Consider the following 19,590-nt stretch of genomic DNA (forward strand, 5'->3'; position numbering starts at 1 on the left):
GTCAGTCATGCCACCCACTTGCTTAAATTACAAAATTAATTATTCACGCATTCGTGGTCGTCGCCGTACCCACAGCCAGACGCTGCCAATCAGCCACAACAGGCCTGCAACTAGACTCAACCAGGCTCCTAGCTTCAGCCCGGGTGTGCGATAAGTCAGTTCGATGCGATGACTGCCAGCTGACAACCGCGCGCCAACAAACCCCTTATTCACCACTTGGGTCTGTACTAAGCGACCATCAACACGTAACTGCCAACCAGTCGAATACGGAATCGACGTGGTCAATACGGTCGCATGCTTAGTCGTTGTCGTCCCCGTGATGCGATTGTTCGTCACATGCTGATACTTCAACCCACTTTTCTGTAAGCGGCGCGTCTCTCGATGCGTCGTCTTACCAAGTGGTACCGCCACTAATTTGGCAGATTTAAAACGCAAACTCCGAATGCTCGTAAAGTTTAACGTGATCAGTTGACGGGCATGCTTGCTGTAGCCCAGGTTGATGACTGCCGAAGTCCGTGGTTCATAATCAGACATATTGGTCGTTCCCAGCTGACTAAAAGTCGTTTGGTTGTCGGTCGTTTGGGCGGTCAGGGAATAGCCACTGGCACTTAAATTCCCCTTGAGGCCATCACGCAAATCGTTGAGTCGATCCACTTTGGTATAGGGCCGCGACGTAAAGACGGTCGTATTTTGACTCGTCTTCAACGCGTGTTTGATTGATGAACGCCGGTAGCTAATCCCATCGAGGACCAAATACAATTCCATCTTGCGATAACGCTTGGGATGTTTGATCGTCAATTGGTACGGGAGCTGATGGCCCTGAACGTCACTAACCATGTGCGTCAGACCCTTGGCGTTATCTTCTTGATTTTTCTGAACCAGCTTTTGATTGGCCGCAATCAGATTCAGTAACCGATTAGATGGCTTCGTTAACCCAGTCGCAGGTGTCAAACTTTCCCGCTGTTCCGGTGTCAGCGTAATCGTATCAGCGGGCAACTTGGTCAACGCGTTATTGGAAGACCCCGTTGCATGCTGATTCCGATAAATGACGACTTTATCCAACGTATCCAAGACATTGGTCGTATCCGCCTGAACGGTGTAATCGACCGTTTTGCCGCTCACAGTTGGGTTGACCGATTTCACGCCGGTTGCATGGGTCGTCGTAACGGCACCCTGAAGCATCGCCTGTTCACGGTCAACGGCACTGAGCTGGTCAAAGGCGTGCTGACTGATTTGACGCCGTTGCGTATAAACTAATGGCAAGGCATTCTTGGACTTCAATAAAATCGTCCCTGTATGATTACTCATGCCATAAATAAATTTATCTGCAAAAATCTTCGGCTCACCAGTCTTCATTTTAACGACTTCGTAACCAGCTGGTAGCGCCTGCTTCTTCAGCTGATCTTCACGGGCAAACAGATATTTGACGCCCAACAAATTGTACATCGTCGTGCGGCCATCCAGTGACCCTAATGGTGAATTCATGGCATATTCCGAATTGCCTAGCGCTTGGCTGAAGGCACCAACGTAGCCATTCTGTACTGAAAAATAGGAGCCAACCGTGTGCGTGTCCAAGACCATCGGCACGTCACTTTCAGCCGAACGCATCGTGTAATAATTAGGCGCAAGTGCCGTGCGATAAAACTGACCACTCGTTGACAGTCCCTTTTGTGCACCATCGAAGTAATTTTTGACCCACTTCATCGCGGCTCCCTGCCGCAATTGCTCGGTACTGTTAGAATTCGTGTTGATACTCAACCATCCGAGCCCATTGTTCGCGAGGTTTAACGTCACGACGCCGAGCAAGAGCACGTAAAATTGCCGTTTGGACAAATTCAACGCGCGATACGCCAGCAGCACCCCGATTAGCGCCAGTAGAATCAAGTAGGTCGCAATGTCATGTTTACGAATATTGAGATAAAAGCCATTGATCAGCCAGATCAGAATCAGTAAACCACCACTGACACCCGCCAACCATTTTAAATCCGTCGCAGTTAGGTCAGTCACCTGATCCATAAAGGCCATCGTCGCGTATGCAAACACCAGCGTCGCCATTAACAACCAGCGATTCGATGGCGTGGAAAAGACGTTGAAGACCGCGGCAAACTGTGGCAACAGAATGCCGACCATCATTGCCAAAATAACCCAGTTCAGTACCCAATAACGTTTGAAATGCCGCAATGTATAAATGACCGCAATAAAGCTGATGCTGCTCAGCCCTAATGTGACCCAGTACTGCACGCTACCACCGTTGGTCAGGAGCCGATTAGGCAAATTAACATAATAATTAATCGGATAACTCGTGAGGCCGTTGGCAAAGTTAAAACTGGCGCGAGTCGCATTCAGCATCGCTAATAAGGTCGGCACCAGTAGCACCCCGGCCATCGCAACGCCGAGCGTCACTGCGACCAGCAATCGCCAAAATAATTGCCAAAACGAGCGCATCACTAATTTAGCCCGTCGCCGTGACCAAAAACGAACTAACGCGTAAATCATACCGCCGAGTGCTAGTAAGTATGCAAAATAAAAATTGCTCAAAATGACCACGGCGGTAATCAAACTGAGTGGCAACCAGTGTCGTCCCCGCAGGACGCGTTCAATGGCCCAGCAGAGCAACGGAAACCAAATCATTGGTAATAAAAAGAACGGATGGTGCATGCCCACGTAGAACGTATACGCCGTAAACGTATACGTCAGTGCGCCGACAAGTTGGCTGACTTTTTTGAAATTAAACTGGCGACTAAAACCTAGAAAAGCCAGACCAACAAAATACAGTCGCAATAAAATCAAGGCTTGGTATGCCCATTCTAGGTGGGACGGCGATACCAAAGCCACTAAATAATTGAACGGATCACCGACGACATAGTAAGCAAATGTCGTTAATTGGTCGGCCCCCAAGCCGAGATTCCACGACCAGCTAAATAATTGCTGGGGGTGGTGTTGTAAGATCCGTTGAAATTCCAACAAAATTGGGAAGTGTTGGGCAATCCCATCTACTTCCCAAATCAGCGTTCGGCCTGCTAAAAAAAGCCCGCTGTAGGTTATCGTGGCAATCACCACAAACATCGCAGTATACCAGACGGCTAGTGGTATTTTTCGTGCTATCTTCAAATCAGGTTCCCCTATCTTGTCATTACGTTATAATCGTAATCCCCATATTTTGCCGTTAAAAACAATGCTCTTATTTTACCATGAACCCATCTTGACTGTGGCAATGCCTTAAAATCTTAATAAAATTCATGGCTAGTTGACGCCTGCGACACGCAATCATTGAATCGCTCAATTAAAGTATTCAAGTGAAGGTTTCAAGCGAAGCGCCCGCTCACAATCACGCCCGGGCATCCGTTTTACCGCCAGTCCCAGTTGTCCAGCGTTTCAATCGTGGTGGTCGGTGGATAGCTTTCAAATAGGCGGACCAACAGCTGTAGCGCTTCAGTTGCATTATCAATCTGGTGACTGATAACGGCGATTTCGGTCGCATCATGCTGTTCCGTCGCCATTTCAAAGGCAGCGACTTGTTCATATAAATCTAAAACGATGCCTTTGGCTTTTGCGGCACTCGGATGCGAGTTTAATTGCCAAAGTGTCGGCCGCGCCGCGATAAAAGGCGCCGATGCTTCTGGCAAATCCGCTAAAAAACAATAGGCAGAATAGGTCTGCCGATAATATAATTTCGTCATATCCATCATATCAACTCCCATTTCATCATCGTTGCTCACTGACGGGTGGCTGAGCCAACGACTTTTTTACCATCATAGCGAATCATTTAGTCCCTTTCAACGACGCGTGACAACCCATCTCTCAATTGTGGCTATCTTCACTGCCTATACGTCAAAATCGGCTTAGATTCATCCATGCCAATCAGACCAATTGCGTGCGGGTCACTTCATACCCCATACCTAATCGTTATCACGCGTTAAGCACCGCGGTGGACCATTTAATCGTGCTCACTAGACCAAACTGGACTTGCCAAGAAAGCTCTAGTCTCAGAGTTCTGGCAAGTCCAGTTTAGTTGATCAAATACTTGACGTTGTTATCTTGAAATCCGCTCAAGTCAGGACGCGATCAGTCGCGCGCTTCATGGCTATCTTGAATCCGTTTGAACATCCGCTCCATGTCAGAATTCGTGAAGTGAACGGTGACCGGACGACCATGTGGGCAATTAAATGGATTCTCACAGGTCGGTAACTTTTCAAGCAAGGCCCGCGCCTGTTGGTCATCCAGATGATGATTGGCTTTGATCGCGCGTTTACACGACATCATAATGGCCGTTTTTTCTCGGAATTGGGCCACCGTCAGCTTATCATCTTGTAGGATCCAATCAATCATCTCTCGAATCGTATCCTCTTCTTGACCGGCTTTAAACCAGGTCGGATGGGCATGGACGATAAAGCTGTTACCGCCAAACGATTCCAAATGCAGCCCTAATTCTGCCAACAACGGCAACTTTTCCTTGATTTTCAGGACATCACTGGTGGGATAATCGAGAATAATTGGCACCAACAGATTTTGCTGGTCAGCACTCACCTCACCAATGGCTTGACGATAATATTCGTAATTGATACGTTCTTGAGCGGCATGTTGATCCAAGATATACATGCCATCGTCCGCTTCAGCCAGCAAATAAGTGCCGTGCATTTGCCCCAAGTAACGTAATTGTGGAAAACGTTCTGTTCCGGGCGCCTCACTCGTTGGTGCGGGTGCGGTCGAATCGGTCACTTCAGGCTCAGCGGTCCTACCAAAGGGCTGTGCGGCCGCTTCAGATTGATACCGCTGGTCAAAAGCTTGGACAGACGGTGTTGCTAGCTCATCAGCCCGACTAATCATGATTGGTTCAGCGGAGGTGGAAGCTGATTGAGTCTCGACCGTTGAAGGCGCGGCTTCAGACGGAACATCTGATGCGACTGGCACACTAATCGTTGCTGCTGAAGTCGAGGTAGCCGTCGTTGCGGCCGCAATTGAAGCCGCAAATTGTTCAGCTGAAGCCGAAGTGGCCGCATTAGCTTTCGTTTTGGGTGTCGCAACGTGATATTGTGAAGACGCAGCGTTTAAGTCCATCGCCAATTGATCTGTTTTGAGATGCTCACGGCGGTGGCTACCCAGGTTGGTCAAGGCGGAAGGAATCAAATTAACATCCACCAGTCGCGCCGTAATCGTTTCACTGATCAACTTCGACAACTCTGGTTCTTTGCTTAACCGCACTTCCTGCTTCGTCGGATGAACGTTGACATCGACTAGTAACGGATCCATCGTTAATGCGATCACTGCGATCGGATAGCGACCTACCATCAACTTTGAGCCGTAACCCTTGATAACTGCTTTGGTCAACTGTTGATTTTTGATGGCCCGCCCATTAATGAGCACCGTGATATATTGGCGATTGGCACGCGTCAATTCCGGTAACGCGACAAAACCAGCTAGCTTGAAATCTGGCGTTTCACCAGCAATTGCCACCATCTTACGGGCATTCTGTACCCCATAAATGCCGGCAATCACTTGTTGTAGGTCACCGCGCCCCGCCGTTTTTAGGAGCTCCTTGGCATTGTGCACGAGTCGAAAGGCAACGCTCGGATAACTCAGTGCAATCCGGTTGACCACGTCTAAGATATTAGCCAGTTCCGTTTGGGGCGACTTTAAATATTTCAGCCGGGCCGGTGTGTTGAAAAACAAATCGGTCACGGTAATATCCGTTCCCTGTCGCAGCGGTGCTGGGGCCTGTTGCAACAATTTGCCACCGCGGTAGTGAATACTTGTCCCAGTCGTGCCGGTACTGGTATTCATCACCACATCCGCGACTGACGCGATACTTGGCAAGGCTTCACCTCGAAATCCTAGCGAATGCACGCGAAACAAATCTTCACGCGACGTGATTTTGCTGGTGGCGTGCCGTTTAAAGGCCGTCAACACTTCTGAATCATCAATGCCATCACCATCATCAATCACCCGAATCGACTGGACTCCCGACTCTTGGACTAAAATATCCACTTGGGTGGCGTGGGCATCGACGGCATTTTCAACTAGTTCTTTTACGACCGAGGCAGGCCGCTCCACAACTTCACCCGCAGCGATTTGATCCGCTAACACGGAAGATAATTCATGAATTTTTCCCATTACCATCGGTCCTTTCCGCTTGATTTAATACTGGTGCTGTTCACGACAAAAGCGTTCGCCGCCGATTAGCCAGTAGCTTCAACCTGCCGACGAGCTCAGCCACAAACGTGTTGCACATTTACTTACCTAATTTTTGTTGCCACTTGTACAATTGGTTCATGACATCCATTGGCGTCATCGCCATTAAGTTCAGATTCTTCAATTGTTGTAAGACTTTTTCACTCTTTGGATCAGTGACCGTTGGTTCGGCAAATAGTGACAGCTGTTCATCAGTAGGTTCGCCAGTTGCTACCGCCTTGGCAGTACCGTCATCACCCCGACTGTCTGCTGCGATCACATCATCAGCGGGGGCTGCCGATTGTTTCTCAGGCTCGCTGTCGGTCGTTGCGGGGGCACTAGCTGATTGCACTGTTGCCGCCGAATGGTCCCCATCACTAGCCGCGAGTGATGCAGCCGTGGTTGAGACCGTGCTGGTTTGATTTTCCAAACTCGTTAAGATTTTATTTGCACGCTTCAACAAACTATCTGGCATTCCGGCCAGCTTGGCCACGTGGACCCCATATGACTTGTCAGCCGCGCCGGGTTCGACTTTATGCAGGAAGACTAATTCGCCGTTCTGTTCGGTCGCGCCAACGTGAACGTTACGCAGGCCACTTAACTCTTGGTCCAGCGCTGTCAGCTCATGATAATGCGTGGAAAAGAGCGTTTTGGCATGAATATGGTTATGCACGAATTCGATGATTGCCTGGGCCAATGCCATCCCATCGTATGTCGCGGTTCCACGACCAATTTCGTCAAACAAGACCAGACTATTGGCCGTTGCGTGTTGTAACGCGTTGTTAGCTTCCTGCATTTCGACCATAAAGGTACTCTGACCTGAAATCAAATCATCAGTTGCGCCAATCCGCGTAAAAATCTGATCAAAAATCGGGAGCTGCGCCGATTTTGCGGGGACAAAGCAACCGATTTGGGCCATGATGACCGTCAACGCTAACTGACGCATGTAAGTACTCTTCCCGGACATGTTCGGCCCGGTAATCAATAAAACCGTCTCATCGGGCGCCATGGTAACGTCGTTTGGCACATAGCTTTGATTGCCCATGACCTTTTCAACGACCGGATGGCGGCCATCGACGATTTTTAAATCATGGTCTTTAGTCAAAGTTGGCCGGACGAAGTGGTAATCTTCACTGACCACCGCAAAGCTTTGCAAGACATCAATCGCAGCCACCGCTTTAGCTAACGTTTGAAGCCGCTGAATTGCCTTTTTAACCGTTTCTCGTACCGTCGTGAATAATTGGTACTCCAAATCGGTAGAATGGCTCTCAGCCTCTAAAATCAGGCTCTCATGTTCTTTGAGCTCTGGAGTGCTAAACCGTTCTGCATTGGTTAAGGTTTGCTTACGTTCGTACCGATCAGCTGGTAACTGCGCCAGATTGGCCTTTGTCACTTCAATATAATAACCGAAAACGCGGTTAAAGCCGATTTTGAGGTTCTTGATACCGGTCGCCTCGCGCTCCTGAGCTTCGAGTGCCGCGATCCACTTCTTCCCGTTGTTCATCGCATCGCGATACTGATCCAACTGTTGATTGTAACCGTCCTTAATAACGCCACCATCCGTAACGGACAACGGTGCATCCTCAACGATGGCTTCTTCAATCAAGTCAGCGACATCTTCGACGGGATCCAGCTGATTGACTTCATCATTGAAAACTTGCGTGTCTAATTCAGATAAGATATAGCGAATCTTTGGAATCTGCCGTAACGACGTTTTTAACTGAATCAAATCCCGGCCGTTGACACTACCGAATGCGACTCGTCCGGCCAGACGTTCTAAGTCATAGACTTTGACCAGTTCTTCTTGTAAATTACTACGTTCAAAATAATGGTCTAAAAGTGCCGCAACTTTATTCTGACGCGTTTTAATATCGTCCTGTACAATCAATGGTCGATCGATCCACTGTTTGAGTAACCGACCACCCATCGCCGTCTTAGTCTCATCGAGCAACCACAGCAGGGTCCCCTGCTTCTTACCAGTCCGGATCGACTTCATTAGTTCCAAATTATATTTAGAATTATGATCTAACTTCAAGAAGTACGATGGTTCGTACGCAACTGCTTTTTGCAAATGCGCCAGACTCCGCTTTTGCGTCACGGTAATATACATCAACAACCGTTCCACCACTTGCTTTTCCAATTCAACCGTTAAATCCTGCGTTAAATAACTGAGCGTCGCTTGAGGGGTCACTTGATTTTGTTCTGAAATTAAAATACCCAATTTCTGGATCTGGTCGCGTAATTCGGCTGGCACCGACTCATCGACCACAATTTCTTTGGTCTGCAGACTCGTTAGTTCATTAACGAGTGCCTCGTTGGTCGTCAGGACACTAGTCTTTAATTCACCGGTCGATAAATCCGCATACGCGAAGCCATATTGCTTGTCGACTTGAATCAAGGCGGTCAGGTAATTATTCGACTTCGCCTGTTCCGCCCCACGTTCTAACGTGGTCCCCGGTGTGACCAGCTGAATCACTTCTCGTTTGACCATTCCTTTTGCCAGCTTTGGGTCTTCCATCTGCTCACAAATGGCCACTTTATAGCCCTTATCGACTAAAATATCAATATAATTTTGCACTGCACGATGCGGGACCCCACACATTGGAATCGGATTTTCCGCTGAGTGGTTCCGCGTCGTCAGCGTCAATTCTAATAACTGGGCACCTTTAATGGCGTCATCAAAAAACATTTCATAAAAATCACCGAGTCGATAAAATAAGAACGCATCGGGATATTGATTTTTAACTGCTAAGTACTGACGCATCATCGGCGTATCTTTCGTTTTTTGTGGCACGCTTAATCCTACTTTCTATCTTTAAGGCTTAATCATCAAAATATGGGTGGTCCGGATTGATTAAAATCCGGGCAATCTTTTTTGCTCGCCCGCTCTGGCCATCAAGGTCAATGACACACCCTGATAACACTGCTGGACTATCTTCTTGGACATTGAAACGGGTCGGCATCTGTTCAAGGAAGCGCTGAATCACATTTTCACGCGTCATTCCCAAGATTCCATTATACGGGCCCGTAAAACCGACGTCACTTAAAAAGGCCGTTCCATTAGGCAGCACCCGCTCATCACTCGTTTGCACATGGGTATGGGTGCCCACGACTGCACTCACTTGGCCATCTAGGTACCAAGCCATCGCTTCCTTTTCACTCGTCGTTTCGGCGTGAAAATCAACAAAAATATTGGGCGTCTCCTCACGTAACTTGGCGACTAATGGTTGCACGGTCGTGAAGGGATCCGCTAAGTTTTGGCCCATAAAGACGTTGCCTTGTAAATTGATCACCGCTAACTTGACCGCATTGACCTTGACGATGGTATATCCCACGCCCGGCGTCGTTGCCGGTGGAAAGTTCAGTGGTCGGACTAACTTCTTGGCACCATTGATAAAATCAAAAATTTCATTGTTATCCCAAGTATGATTGCCCATCGTAATCACGTCAGCCCCAGCCGTCAGGATATCTTTATACACTGCTTCATTGATTCCCCGTCCACGAGTGGCATTTTCACCATTGACGATTGTGACTTGTGGCTTGTAGCGCCGTTTTAATTTGGGTAAGTACGTTGTAATTGCCGTTTGACCGACATTGCCCATGACATCCCCAACAAATAGAATTCGCATAGATTGCTCCCTTGTTTTAACGTTATACCAATCATTTTAGCATTATTTTGCCTTGAAAACGTGCTTGAATGTGACGGAAAATAAAAAAATGAGCTCAGGTTAAGACCTAAGCTCACTTCCCGGTTATTTAGCGTAATCAACTGCTCGAACTTCCCGAATAACCGTAACTTTGATATGACCGGGATATTCAAGTTCATTTTCAATCTGCTTTTTAACATCGTGTGCCAAAACTGTCGCCTGTAAATCAGAGATTTCATTTGGCTTAACGATGACCCGAATTTCACGACCGGCCTGAATAGCGTAACTCTTCTTGACGCCCGCTTGTTCATTTGCAATCGCTTCTAGCTTTTCGAGCCGATGGATGTAATTCTCCAGTGACTCGCTCCGAGCACCTGGCCGCGCGGCTGAAATCGAATCAGACGTTGCAACCAATACGGCAATAATCGACTTCGCTTCCACATCACCATGATGAGAAGCAATCGTATTGATGACTACCGGGCTCTCTTTGTACTTCGTTGTTAATTCCACGCCAATTTCAACGTGGGAACCTTCGACCTCATGATCGACGGCCTTACCAATATCGTGTAATAATCCTGCGCGTTTCGCGAGTGTAACATCTTCACCAAGTTCAGCGGCCAAAACGCCCGCCAACTTCGCAACTTCAATTGAGTGATTCAAAACATTTTGACCATAACTGGTCCGATAATTCAACCGACCAACAAGCTTGATTAAGTCAGGATGCATCCCGTGCAATCCCAAGTCAAAGACAGCTTGTTCACCAGTCTCACGGATTTTTTCGTCCATTTCTTTACGTGCTTTTTCAACCATTTCTTCAATCCGAGCAGGATGAATCCGCCCATCTTGAATCAGTTTTTCAAGCGCGATCTTCGCGATTTCACGACGAATCGGATCGTAACCACTGAGAACGACCGCTTCAGGCGTATCATCGATAATTAAATCAATCCCCGTCAGCGTTTCTAGCGTTCGAATGTTACGACCTTCCCGGCCAATAATTCGGCCTTTCATGTCATCATTTGGTAGCGAGACAACCGATACCGTGGTCTCAGAGACCATATCGGCAGCACTCTGTTGAATCGCTTGGACAATTAAGTTCTTAGCCTCTTTTTCAGACTGCGCTTTCACTTCATCCGTATTTTCCTTAATCAACACGGCGCGTTCATGCGTTAATTGCTCACGAGTCTGGGTCAAGATTTGGTCACGTGCCTGTTCTTGTGATAAGGCGGCGACCCGTTCTAACTCAGCTTGACGTTGCGTGATTAGTGAAGCTGCACTTTGTTGCTGTTGTTCGACACGTTTTTGCTCATTGGCAACTTTTTCTTCTTTTTTGCCTAAAGCATCCTCGCGCTTTTCAAAAGTATTCTCTTTGTGATCTAAAGTTTCTTCACGTTGAAGCAACCGGTCTTCTTGCTTTTGCACTTCATTCCGTCGTTGCTTTAACTCTGTTTCAACTTCAGCCCGGTAACGATGACTCTCTTCCTTAGCTTCAAGGACTTTTTCTTTCTTATGAGTCTCCGCTGCCCGTTTGGCCTCAGAAATAATACCTTCGGCTGTGTTCTTGGCAACATCCAATTCTTTTTCATGGACGTTCTTGCGTACATAGTAACCAATCCCATAACCGACAACAATTGCGATGACTGCGAGGATTATACCGAAAACATTCATGTTTCCACCTCCGCATCACCAAAATCCAGTTAACATAAAATCAACTACAAATTTTCAGATGTTATATTTTGATTATTTACACACTTGTTATTCTAATGTTAGAAACGAACAGTGTCAACTTAAAGTCTTATGGCAACGGACAATCGGCGCCCCTAACTGAGTAGAAAACCAGCGGATTATGTACACAAAACGTCCAAAATAAGTATTTTGGACGTTTGACTAAAGAACGATTATTTATCGGTTTTTGAATCATCAAGATCTAAAGATGTTTCATTTGCAACTGGCTTTTTAGGCTTGGCTTGTGCCTGTGACTTGTCACTAGGTTTAGTTGCCTTATCCTTGGACTTGTCATCAGCTTGGTCGTCTTCTTCACCCGTCTGGTCCATGCCGTATGCATCCCGGACTTTTTGACGAATCTCAGCCATGACATCTGGATGTTCATCCAAGTACTTCTTCGCATTCTCACGACCTTGACCAATCCGGTCATCACCGTATGAATACCATGAACCACTCTTCTTAACAATATCCTTTTCAGCGGCCATATCAACAATTTCACCGGTTTGTGAGATTCCTTGACCGTACATGATATCAACTTCGGCCCGCTTAAATGGCGGCGCAACCTTGTTCTTCACAACTTTGATCCGAACACGGTTCCCAATGATGTTGGTTCCTTCCTTGATTTGTTCAGCACGACGAACTTCAAGTCGAATCGTCGCATAGAACTTCAGAGCCCGACCACCAGGGGTCGTTTCAGGGTTTCCAAACATCACGCCAACTTTTTCACGAATTTGGTTAATAAATAGTGCGATGGTCTTTGTCTTGTTCAAAGTCCCGGATAACTTCCGCAACGCTTGTGACATTAACCGGGCTTGTAACCCAACGTGGGCGTCACCCATTTCACCTTCAATTTCGGCCCGTGGTACTAACGCCGCAACTGAATCGACAACTAAGATATCAACCGCGCCACTGGAAACTAAAGCATCCGCGATTTCAAGACCTTGTTCACCAGTATCTGGTTGTGAAAGTAACAAATCATCAATGTTGACACCTAAATGTTCCGCGTAAACCGGATCCAAGGCGTTTTCAGCATCGATATAGGCGGCCGTCCCGCCTTGCTTTTGAACTTCAGCGACCGCGTGTAGTGCAACGGTCGTTTTACCGGAACTTTCAGGGCCATAAATTTCAACGATTCGGCCACGTGGGTAACCACCAACGCCTAATGCGTCATCTAAGGCTAGTGACCCGCTGGAAATTGTTGAAATGGTCGTCTGGGCAGCGTCACCCATCCGCATAATCGCCCCTTTACCAAAGTTCTTTTCGATCTTTTTTAGGGCAGTATCTAGTGCTGCTTTCCGTGCATCAGCCAAATTATTTCCTCCTTTGGTGCTCGTTTCTGACTCTTAATATCATAGCTGTTCACAGCTAGAATTGCAAGTAAAAAGCGAACAAAAGTTCGTATTATTTTTTCAGTGTCGAATCGGCCGCCAGTGCATGCCGTAATAGGTCCAATCCGGCCATCACGCTGCGCTGACGAATGCGTTGTCGTCCCCCAGCAAAGTGGAATTGCTGGGCAATTGGCGCCTGCTGCCGATAAGCTAAGCCAATCCAAACCGTGCCAGCCGGTTGCCTTTCTAGCCTATCGGGACCTGCGACACCGGTGAAACTGACGGCAACGTCCGTCTGTAGCTGCTGTTGTGCGCCTAAAGCCATGGCTTTAGCAGTTGCCTCGGACACCACCCCATCGGTATCAATGATGTCTTGAGGCACATTGACCAGCTGATGCTTAACTTCATTTGCATACGTCACAAAGCCACCTGGAAAAACTGCCGAAACACCTGACACGCTCCCAAGGGTACTCTGAAACAAGCCAGCGGTTAAGCTTTCGGCGGCCGTAATGCTCAAGTTAGCATCAATCAGCTGTTTAACCACCACGTTGACCAATGAATTATCATCACCGTAGCCATAGAAATAGCGTCCAATCAACGTTTTGATCTGTTGGTCAACTTGGTCGATCGCCGCTTTGGCAGCCGACTCAGTCTCAGCCTGGGCACTCAAACGTAAGGTCACTTCATTCGTCTTGGCATACGGTGCAATCGTCACCGCCGTCTGATTGTCAATTAGCGGTTGTAACTTGGTCGCAAGTGCCGATTCGGTTATCCCGTAGAATCGCATCACCCGCGAATAAATCTGAGCCTGGTCGCCATAAGCTGCTGCCAGCTTCGGCTTAGCTTCCCGGTCAAACATCACCGCTAACTCACGTGGTGGTCCTGGCAACAATAAGAAATCCGCACTGTCAGACGATTGATAAAACGCACCGACCGCCATGCCGTTATGATTGACTAACGGCTGAGCGCCTTGCGGATACAGTGCCTGTTGCCGGTTGTTAGCGGTCATGACCTGTTCATTTTTTGCAAACCAGTCGGTGATTTTTTGCATTGCTGCTGCATCTTCGACTAATGGTACATTTAAATAATGTGCCAATGTCTGCTTCGTTAAATCATCCGCAGTCGGTCCGAGACCACCCGTTAAAATCACTAAATCATTGCGTTGCGCCGCAATTTCAATTACCGCTGACAGCCGTTGCGGATTATCACCCACCACCGTCTGATAGTAACTGTCAATGCCTAACTCAGCCAGTCCACGTGCAATGTGCGTACTGTTCGTATTCGTGATTTGTCCTAATAAAATCTCGGTGCCGACCGCGATTATCTCTGCCTGCATGCCAAAGAACCTCCTCGTAATCACAACGATTACATCCAATGTGGGCGCCGTTCAGCGCGTCCTACATTTAGTATATACGAAAATTAAGTCCGACCCCATTAAAAAGATTACCTTTTTTCTCGCAATTCGGCTAACTTGATAAAACTGGCTACGCGTTGTGCTGATTATTCTTTAGCGTTAAGGATGATTCAATCATGCTATTCCTTAAGTTCAAAAGCAGCCAGCTTAGAAACGCTGGAAAATAGGGCGAGTTGGCGCAAATTTGCAGTGGTGGTAACATCCTACACCGGCTTCCAGGCATTCTGGGCAATGGCCGGAACGTGGTGGACAGATTTAAGCCGACAAACCACGTCTTAAATACTGGTCTTTCACTAACCAAGCCAAAAACGCTTGCTAAGTGAAATTTCACCACTGGGCCTTGCCCAGAATACCTTCCAGCCGGGATGGTATTCGAAAGGCGGATATTTGCGCACCCAACTTTTTGTTGTATTAGTCGTTGGTTCCTTAGTTACAGGGCCATTTTGACATTCAACTGTCAGACTGATTCCAACAATAGCTATACTTTTTTATCCATGCTTTATGGCTACTGACAAGCAAACTTCACTGAACTTGTTAAAACTTTCTCTGGTCATTTGAGATAGCCAAGTCTGGAACTATAAATAAAGGCAATTTTATTGAACAAATTCAAAACTAGCAGCTGTTGAAATTAGTGAACCATTCGGTAATCTTCTCAGTATTAAAGTGCCATAAAGCATTATCGAATATCGATTAAAAGTTTGCTAGAAGGACCAGTCACCTAATATTCAGTGGTCAATTGCACCAAGATAGGTGGCCGTTCATCCGCCATTCGAGCGGGTTCCCGACTGTAGGGGCCGGATGACAATGCTCAGTAGCCAAATTATTCTTAGCTGGAAGTGTCTTTCTTCCGGCTTAGAATAAGACTCGTATTTGAAATTACGCAGCGGTTTTCTGCGTGAGTTCAAATCGACGTCGGCTTACGTTCCAGCAATTGTCAGCCGGCCCCGGAAGTCGGAATCGGACGCGCATCGGCTGACGAACAGGAATCTGATGCCACAGACTTTGACATTGAACTTACCGTTTAAACAGACCATTCCAAATAAAAAACGCCCACCAAGCAACCCGCTCGGTGAGACGTTTCAATCAAGCTTATTTAAACCCATCTGCGAAAACATCCCGGTTTTGGACGAAGTAGTCCACGCCAGAATAGATGACGAAGAATAGGCAGATGTACAGCATAATCAGTGCAAATGGCACGTTGATCGCTGCAAACAACACATTATTCAACAACAAGAAAATAATGGCAATCATCTGTGTCGTCGTTTTAATTTTACCAGGCATGGCAGCTGCCATGACCTTACCGTTGTTTTCAACGATCAACAAGCGTAAGCCCGTCACTGCTAATTCCCGGCACATAATAATTGCAACGACCCAATCAGGAGCGGCATTCATCCGCACCAAAATAATGAAAGCCGTCATCACTAACATCTTGTCCGCAAGTGGATCCGCGAACTTTCCAAAGTTAGTGACTAAATGTTGTCCCCGGGCGATTTTCCCATCCGCTAAGTCGGTTAACGAAGCGACCGCAAAAATCACCGTTGCCACAACCTGGGTGACTGGAATCATTGTACCAGCCCACACCACTTGCCCCCAATTCAGGGGTAAGACCATAATCAAAATAAACACCGGAATCAAGATAATGCGAAACACGGTCAATTTATTAGGTAAATTCAAAGTACCCGCCTCCTCCGCAACACTATTTGATGGTTAACGTGATTGTCCGAACTTTAGAACTGCTGTTGTTCGGATTAAAGTTGAACGCCTTCCCATTAATGGTGACGGTGGTTTCAGTGGCGTTACCAAATTGGAACTTGACCGTCTTCGCATTGCTTGGCAGCGTTAACGTATGTGAGCCGTTCGCTGACAACGTGCCTTGCCAAGTCTGACTACCATTAGTCGTGACTGACGTCCAAGCAGCCTTGCTTGACTTGATAACGACTTTGTTCTTGTCGGCACCATTCGTTAACGTAAAGGCCGTATCACTGCTACCGTTGGCTTTAATCGTCTGTTCCTTGGTCGAAGAAGCCTTAGAACTAGATTTGGCCGAAGAACTAGCCTTCGATGAACTGACTTTCTTCTTCGAGCTTGAAACTTGGACCGACGAACTGTCCGCACTCGTACTAGAGCTCGAGCCAGCATGCGTCCGAACTGCCATAAACCAAATAAACAAAAGAATCAAAACGACAATGGCCGTAATAATGATCGTCGGTAGATAATTTCGAACACGGTTGGCTGGTGAAGCGGGTTGCTCACGGCTGGCCACCCGGGTCGGTTGAACTTCATCAACGTTATCAACGATTTTTTCAGTGTGCACACTTGGCAACTCGTCACGATATTCTTCTAACAGCGCGTTGCCATCGAGATCGACCGTATCCGCATACTGCTTAACAAACGCCCGGACATAAAAATCACCCGGTAACTTGTCAAACTGTTCGTCTTCAATAGCAATCAAATAGCGCTTTTGAATTTTGGTGATTTGCTGCAAATCATCAATCGTAAGCCCTTTCGCTGTCCGGGCGGCTTTTAGACGCGCCCCAATCGTTGTTTTTTCTTCGTTATTTTCACTCATTGACTTTTTCTCCACCCTAAGTCTATTTTCAAAATCTTACGGTTAATAGTATATCACAGCAACTAAATTTAGCAGCCCCATGACAACTAAATTTCAGATTTCTTTAATTCTTTGCTTGTGGCCGAATTTGATATTCACTAATCGCCTGTGATTGCAATAACTGCTCAGCAACAGCGGTTAAATCATCCAAGGTCAAGCTATCAATAACCGCTGGCTCATCAAAGATCGTCGCCGTTCCAAATAAGCGCTGATCATAACGATTAGCAACGGCCTCCAGGGAGTTAGCCATAAAGACGACCCGGCCAATCATTTCCTTTTTAACTAAGGCCAACGCATCGTCCTGGTCAATCACCGACCGACGCCAATTTTCCAAGACGTCAATAATGGCCGTATCAAATTGCGCAGGGTCGTCGGTCTCACCACTAAACGTGACGAAGTTGAACCCATTTTGCAATTCAAAATCATAACCAAACGTATCGTCGATGATGCCTTGATCATATAACCGTAAATAATCGGCTGAAGTATCACCGAATAATAATTCTAATAAAACATTGACTGCAGCACGATACTTGAGCGCTGCCGCACCACTTTCAATCGGCACGAGGCCTTTGACCCCCACGATTGACTTGGCACGGTTGACTGGCATGTCAATCGTCCGATAAGGAATAATGTCATGACCGTCAGCAGCCGTTTCAGGAATCTTACGTTCAATTGGCTGAAAAGCAGTGAAGTCTTTGGCGTCTTGATTGGCTTTGACGAGTGCCAGCACTTCATCTGGATCAAAATTACCAACCACAAATAACGTCATATTTTCTGGGTGATAGAACGTGCGATATGCTGCGTATAGATCATCCGCGGTAATCTTAGCAATCGAATCAGTTGTGCCCGCGATATCATACTGTAATGGGTGATTAGGATATAAATTACCAATCATACCAAAGTACAAGCGCCAGCTTGGATCATCATCGTACATTTCGATTTCTTGACCGATGATGCCCTTCTCCTTTTCGACGGTTGCCGTTGAAAAGTATGGGTCCTGAACAAAGTCCAGTAAGGTCGTCAAATTTTCCTTGAGATGACGCGTCGCCGAAAACAAATAGCTGGTTTTAGTGAAACTGGTAAAGGCGTTGGCACTGGCCCCATACTGACCAAAGATTTGAAAGGCGTCGTGGTCAGCCTTCTCAAACATTTTGTGTTCTAGAAAATGCGCGATTCCATCTGGAAAACGTTGCAATTCAGTACTGCCCGCAGGCACAAAGGTGTTATCAATGGAACCATAGTTGGTGGTCAACGTGGCATATGTTTTGTGATAACCGGTCTTCGGTAGCATGGTCACGGTCAACCCGTTAGCTAGCTTGGCTTGATAAACACTTTCATTAAATTGATCATATTTTTTTACTTTCATTTGGACTCCCCACTTAAGAAAAAGCCGTTATTCAGGGTCGCCATTTTTGCAACCGCAATAATCTGTTCGCGTGTGACGCTTTGAATCTGACGTAACCAGTCCGCGTCTGACACGTGCTGTTGCGTCAAATCGTCAATCAACGTTTGAACGGCAACGGTTCGTTGACTATCCAGACTGGATTCAAAGTCGTTGATCAGCCCCAATTTGAGTTGGTCAACGAGGTTATCCGTGAAGTCGCCGTTTTGAATCGCAGTTAACTGATCCGCAATAATCGCCAACACTTGGTCATGATTCTTACCATCGATTCCGGCTTGCACTTTCAGCACACCACGGAAGGTATCGAGTGAACTGCTGGCATAGTAGGCCAGACTCGCTTTCTCGCGCACATTAGTGAAAAGTTTGGATAACGGTGAACCCCCAAACAATTCATTGAAAACGAGTGCCGCGTAGTAGTGATCGCCACGATAGAACACAGGGAAATCGTACCCGAGGTTCAGCTTAGCTTGACTGAGCGCTTGTTCTTCATGAACTTCAACGTAGTCTTTTAGATTATGATGTTGATAAAATGGCCGTGGCCGACCCGTTGACCGGTCTTCAAACCCGACTTGCTGCCATTGTTCCAGCACAGCCGCTTCATCGATATCACCAGTCACAATGATGTCGATTTGGTCATCTTGTAACAGTTGCTGATAGTAACGATAAAGTGATCGTGCATCGATGGCTGCTAAATCGTCAATCACCCCAAAGCTCGGAACTTGTTGGGCCGGTTCATTGGCGAACAATGCCGCATTTAGTTGTTGGGCCGCATAGTATTGCTTATCGTCAGCAACCGATTTGATTGCCGCCTCTAAATTGGTTTTTTGCCGGTCAAATGTCGCTTGGTCAAACTGGTGATCACTGGCGAGCGGCTGCCAAATGACCCGTTGTAAGAATTGAATAGCCTGATTAGTCAATGGCTGATCCGTGGCTAAATAGCGTTCATTGGCCACCGTAATCGCTAATTGTAAATTATGTGTCGGCCCCTTACGACTGACACCGGCACCAAACGCTGCGCCATACATGGCTGCGAGTGCATTGGCTAACGTCCGCTGGTCAGGATAGTCTGCGGAACTCGTTTCTAATAAGTTTGAGAGTAGTGCCCGCTGAGTGATCGTCGACCGATCCAGTGGTGCACGAAAATTAATCATAATTTGATTGGTTTTAAATTGATGACTAACAACGGTCGTCAATTGAACCCCTTTTGCTAACTGAGTTTGCAACATTTTTCCTCCTTGCATATGTAATAAATAATAAGCGAAAGGCCGAGTTCACGCAACTTTCCGTCTTGAATGCACGCC

General features: G+C 47.0%; 12 protein-coding genes. All 12 read right to left on the reverse strand.

What is annotated here, in order from left to right:
- Positions 1–39: 39 nt before the first annotated feature.
- The 12 genes from MZO40_RS07695 to yfmF all read right to left on the reverse strand — a co-directional run bounded on the left by MZO40_RS07695 (position 40) and on the right by yfmF (position 19,515).
- Positions 40–3,111: a YfhO family protein gene (locus MZO40_RS07695; protein WP_122217988.1), complete on the reverse strand. Its 3,072-nt coding sequence runs from the start codon at positions 3,109–3,111 to the stop codon at positions 40–42.
- Between the two features lie 236 nt (positions 3,112–3,347).
- Positions 3,348–3,680, reverse strand: coding sequence for a hypothetical protein (locus tag MZO40_RS07700; protein WP_225424095.1), 333 nt, complete (start codon positions 3,678–3,680; stop codon positions 3,348–3,350).
- 385 nt (positions 3,681–4,065) lie between these two features.
- Positions 4,066–6,111, reverse strand: coding sequence for a DNA mismatch repair endonuclease MutL (gene mutL / locus MZO40_RS07705; RefSeq protein WP_252133204.1), 2,046 nt, complete (start codon positions 6,109–6,111; stop codon positions 4,066–4,068).
- Positions 6,112–6,229: 118 nt separating this feature from the next.
- Positions 6,230–8,962, reverse strand: a complete 2,733-nt coding sequence (mutS, locus tag MZO40_RS07710) for a DNA mismatch repair protein MutS (RefSeq protein WP_105962046.1) — start codon at positions 8,960–8,962, stop codon at positions 6,230–6,232.
- A 28-nt stretch (positions 8,963–8,990) separates the two neighbouring features.
- Positions 8,991–9,797, reverse strand: a complete 807-nt coding sequence (locus MZO40_RS07715) for a TIGR00282 family metallophosphoesterase (protein WP_050339348.1) — start codon at positions 9,795–9,797, stop codon at positions 8,991–8,993.
- Positions 9,798–9,920: 123 nt separating this feature from the next.
- A complete protein-coding gene (gene rny / locus MZO40_RS07720; RefSeq protein WP_050339349.1) occupies positions 9,921–11,480 on the reverse strand; it encodes a ribonuclease Y in 1,560 nt (519 codons plus the stop codon).
- 230 nt (positions 11,481–11,710) lie between these two features.
- Positions 11,711–12,847, reverse strand: coding sequence for a recombinase RecA (gene recA / locus MZO40_RS07725; RefSeq protein WP_105962045.1), 1,137 nt, complete (start codon positions 12,845–12,847; stop codon positions 11,711–11,713).
- A 91-nt stretch (positions 12,848–12,938) separates the two neighbouring features.
- Positions 12,939–14,201 carry a competence/damage-inducible protein A gene (locus MZO40_RS07730; RefSeq protein WP_105962044.1) on the reverse strand — a complete coding sequence of 421 codons (1,263 nt, stop codon included), beginning with the start codon at positions 14,199–14,201 and terminating at the stop codon, positions 12,939–12,941.
- 1,167 nt (positions 14,202–15,368) lie between these two features.
- Positions 15,369–15,953 carry a CDP-diacylglycerol--glycerol-3-phosphate 3-phosphatidyltransferase gene (pgsA, locus tag MZO40_RS07735; RefSeq protein WP_003639171.1) on the reverse strand — a complete coding sequence of 195 codons (585 nt, stop codon included), beginning with the start codon at positions 15,951–15,953 and terminating at the stop codon, positions 15,369–15,371.
- A 22-nt stretch (positions 15,954–15,975) separates the two neighbouring features.
- Positions 15,976–16,848, reverse strand: a complete 873-nt coding sequence (locus MZO40_RS07740) for a RodZ domain-containing protein (RefSeq protein ID WP_050339353.1) — start codon at positions 16,846–16,848, stop codon at positions 15,976–15,978.
- Positions 16,849–16,951: 103 nt separating this feature from the next.
- A complete protein-coding gene (yfmH, locus tag MZO40_RS07745; RefSeq protein ID WP_105962043.1) occupies positions 16,952–18,253 on the reverse strand; it encodes an EF-P 5-aminopentanol modification-associated protein YfmH in 1,302 nt (433 codons plus the stop codon).
- Positions 18,250–19,515, reverse strand: a complete 1,266-nt coding sequence (gene yfmF, locus MZO40_RS07750) for an EF-P 5-aminopentanol modification-associated protein YfmF (RefSeq protein WP_105919786.1) — start codon at positions 19,513–19,515, stop codon at positions 18,250–18,252. The genes yfmH and yfmF overlap by 4 nt, the downstream gene beginning before the upstream one ends.
- Positions 19,516–19,590: the final 75 nt, after the last annotated feature.

The organism is Lactiplantibacillus sp. B652, from assembly GCF_023806745.1.
GTDB lineage: Bacteria > Bacillota > Bacilli > Lactobacillales > Lactobacillaceae > Lactiplantibacillus > Lactiplantibacillus pentosus.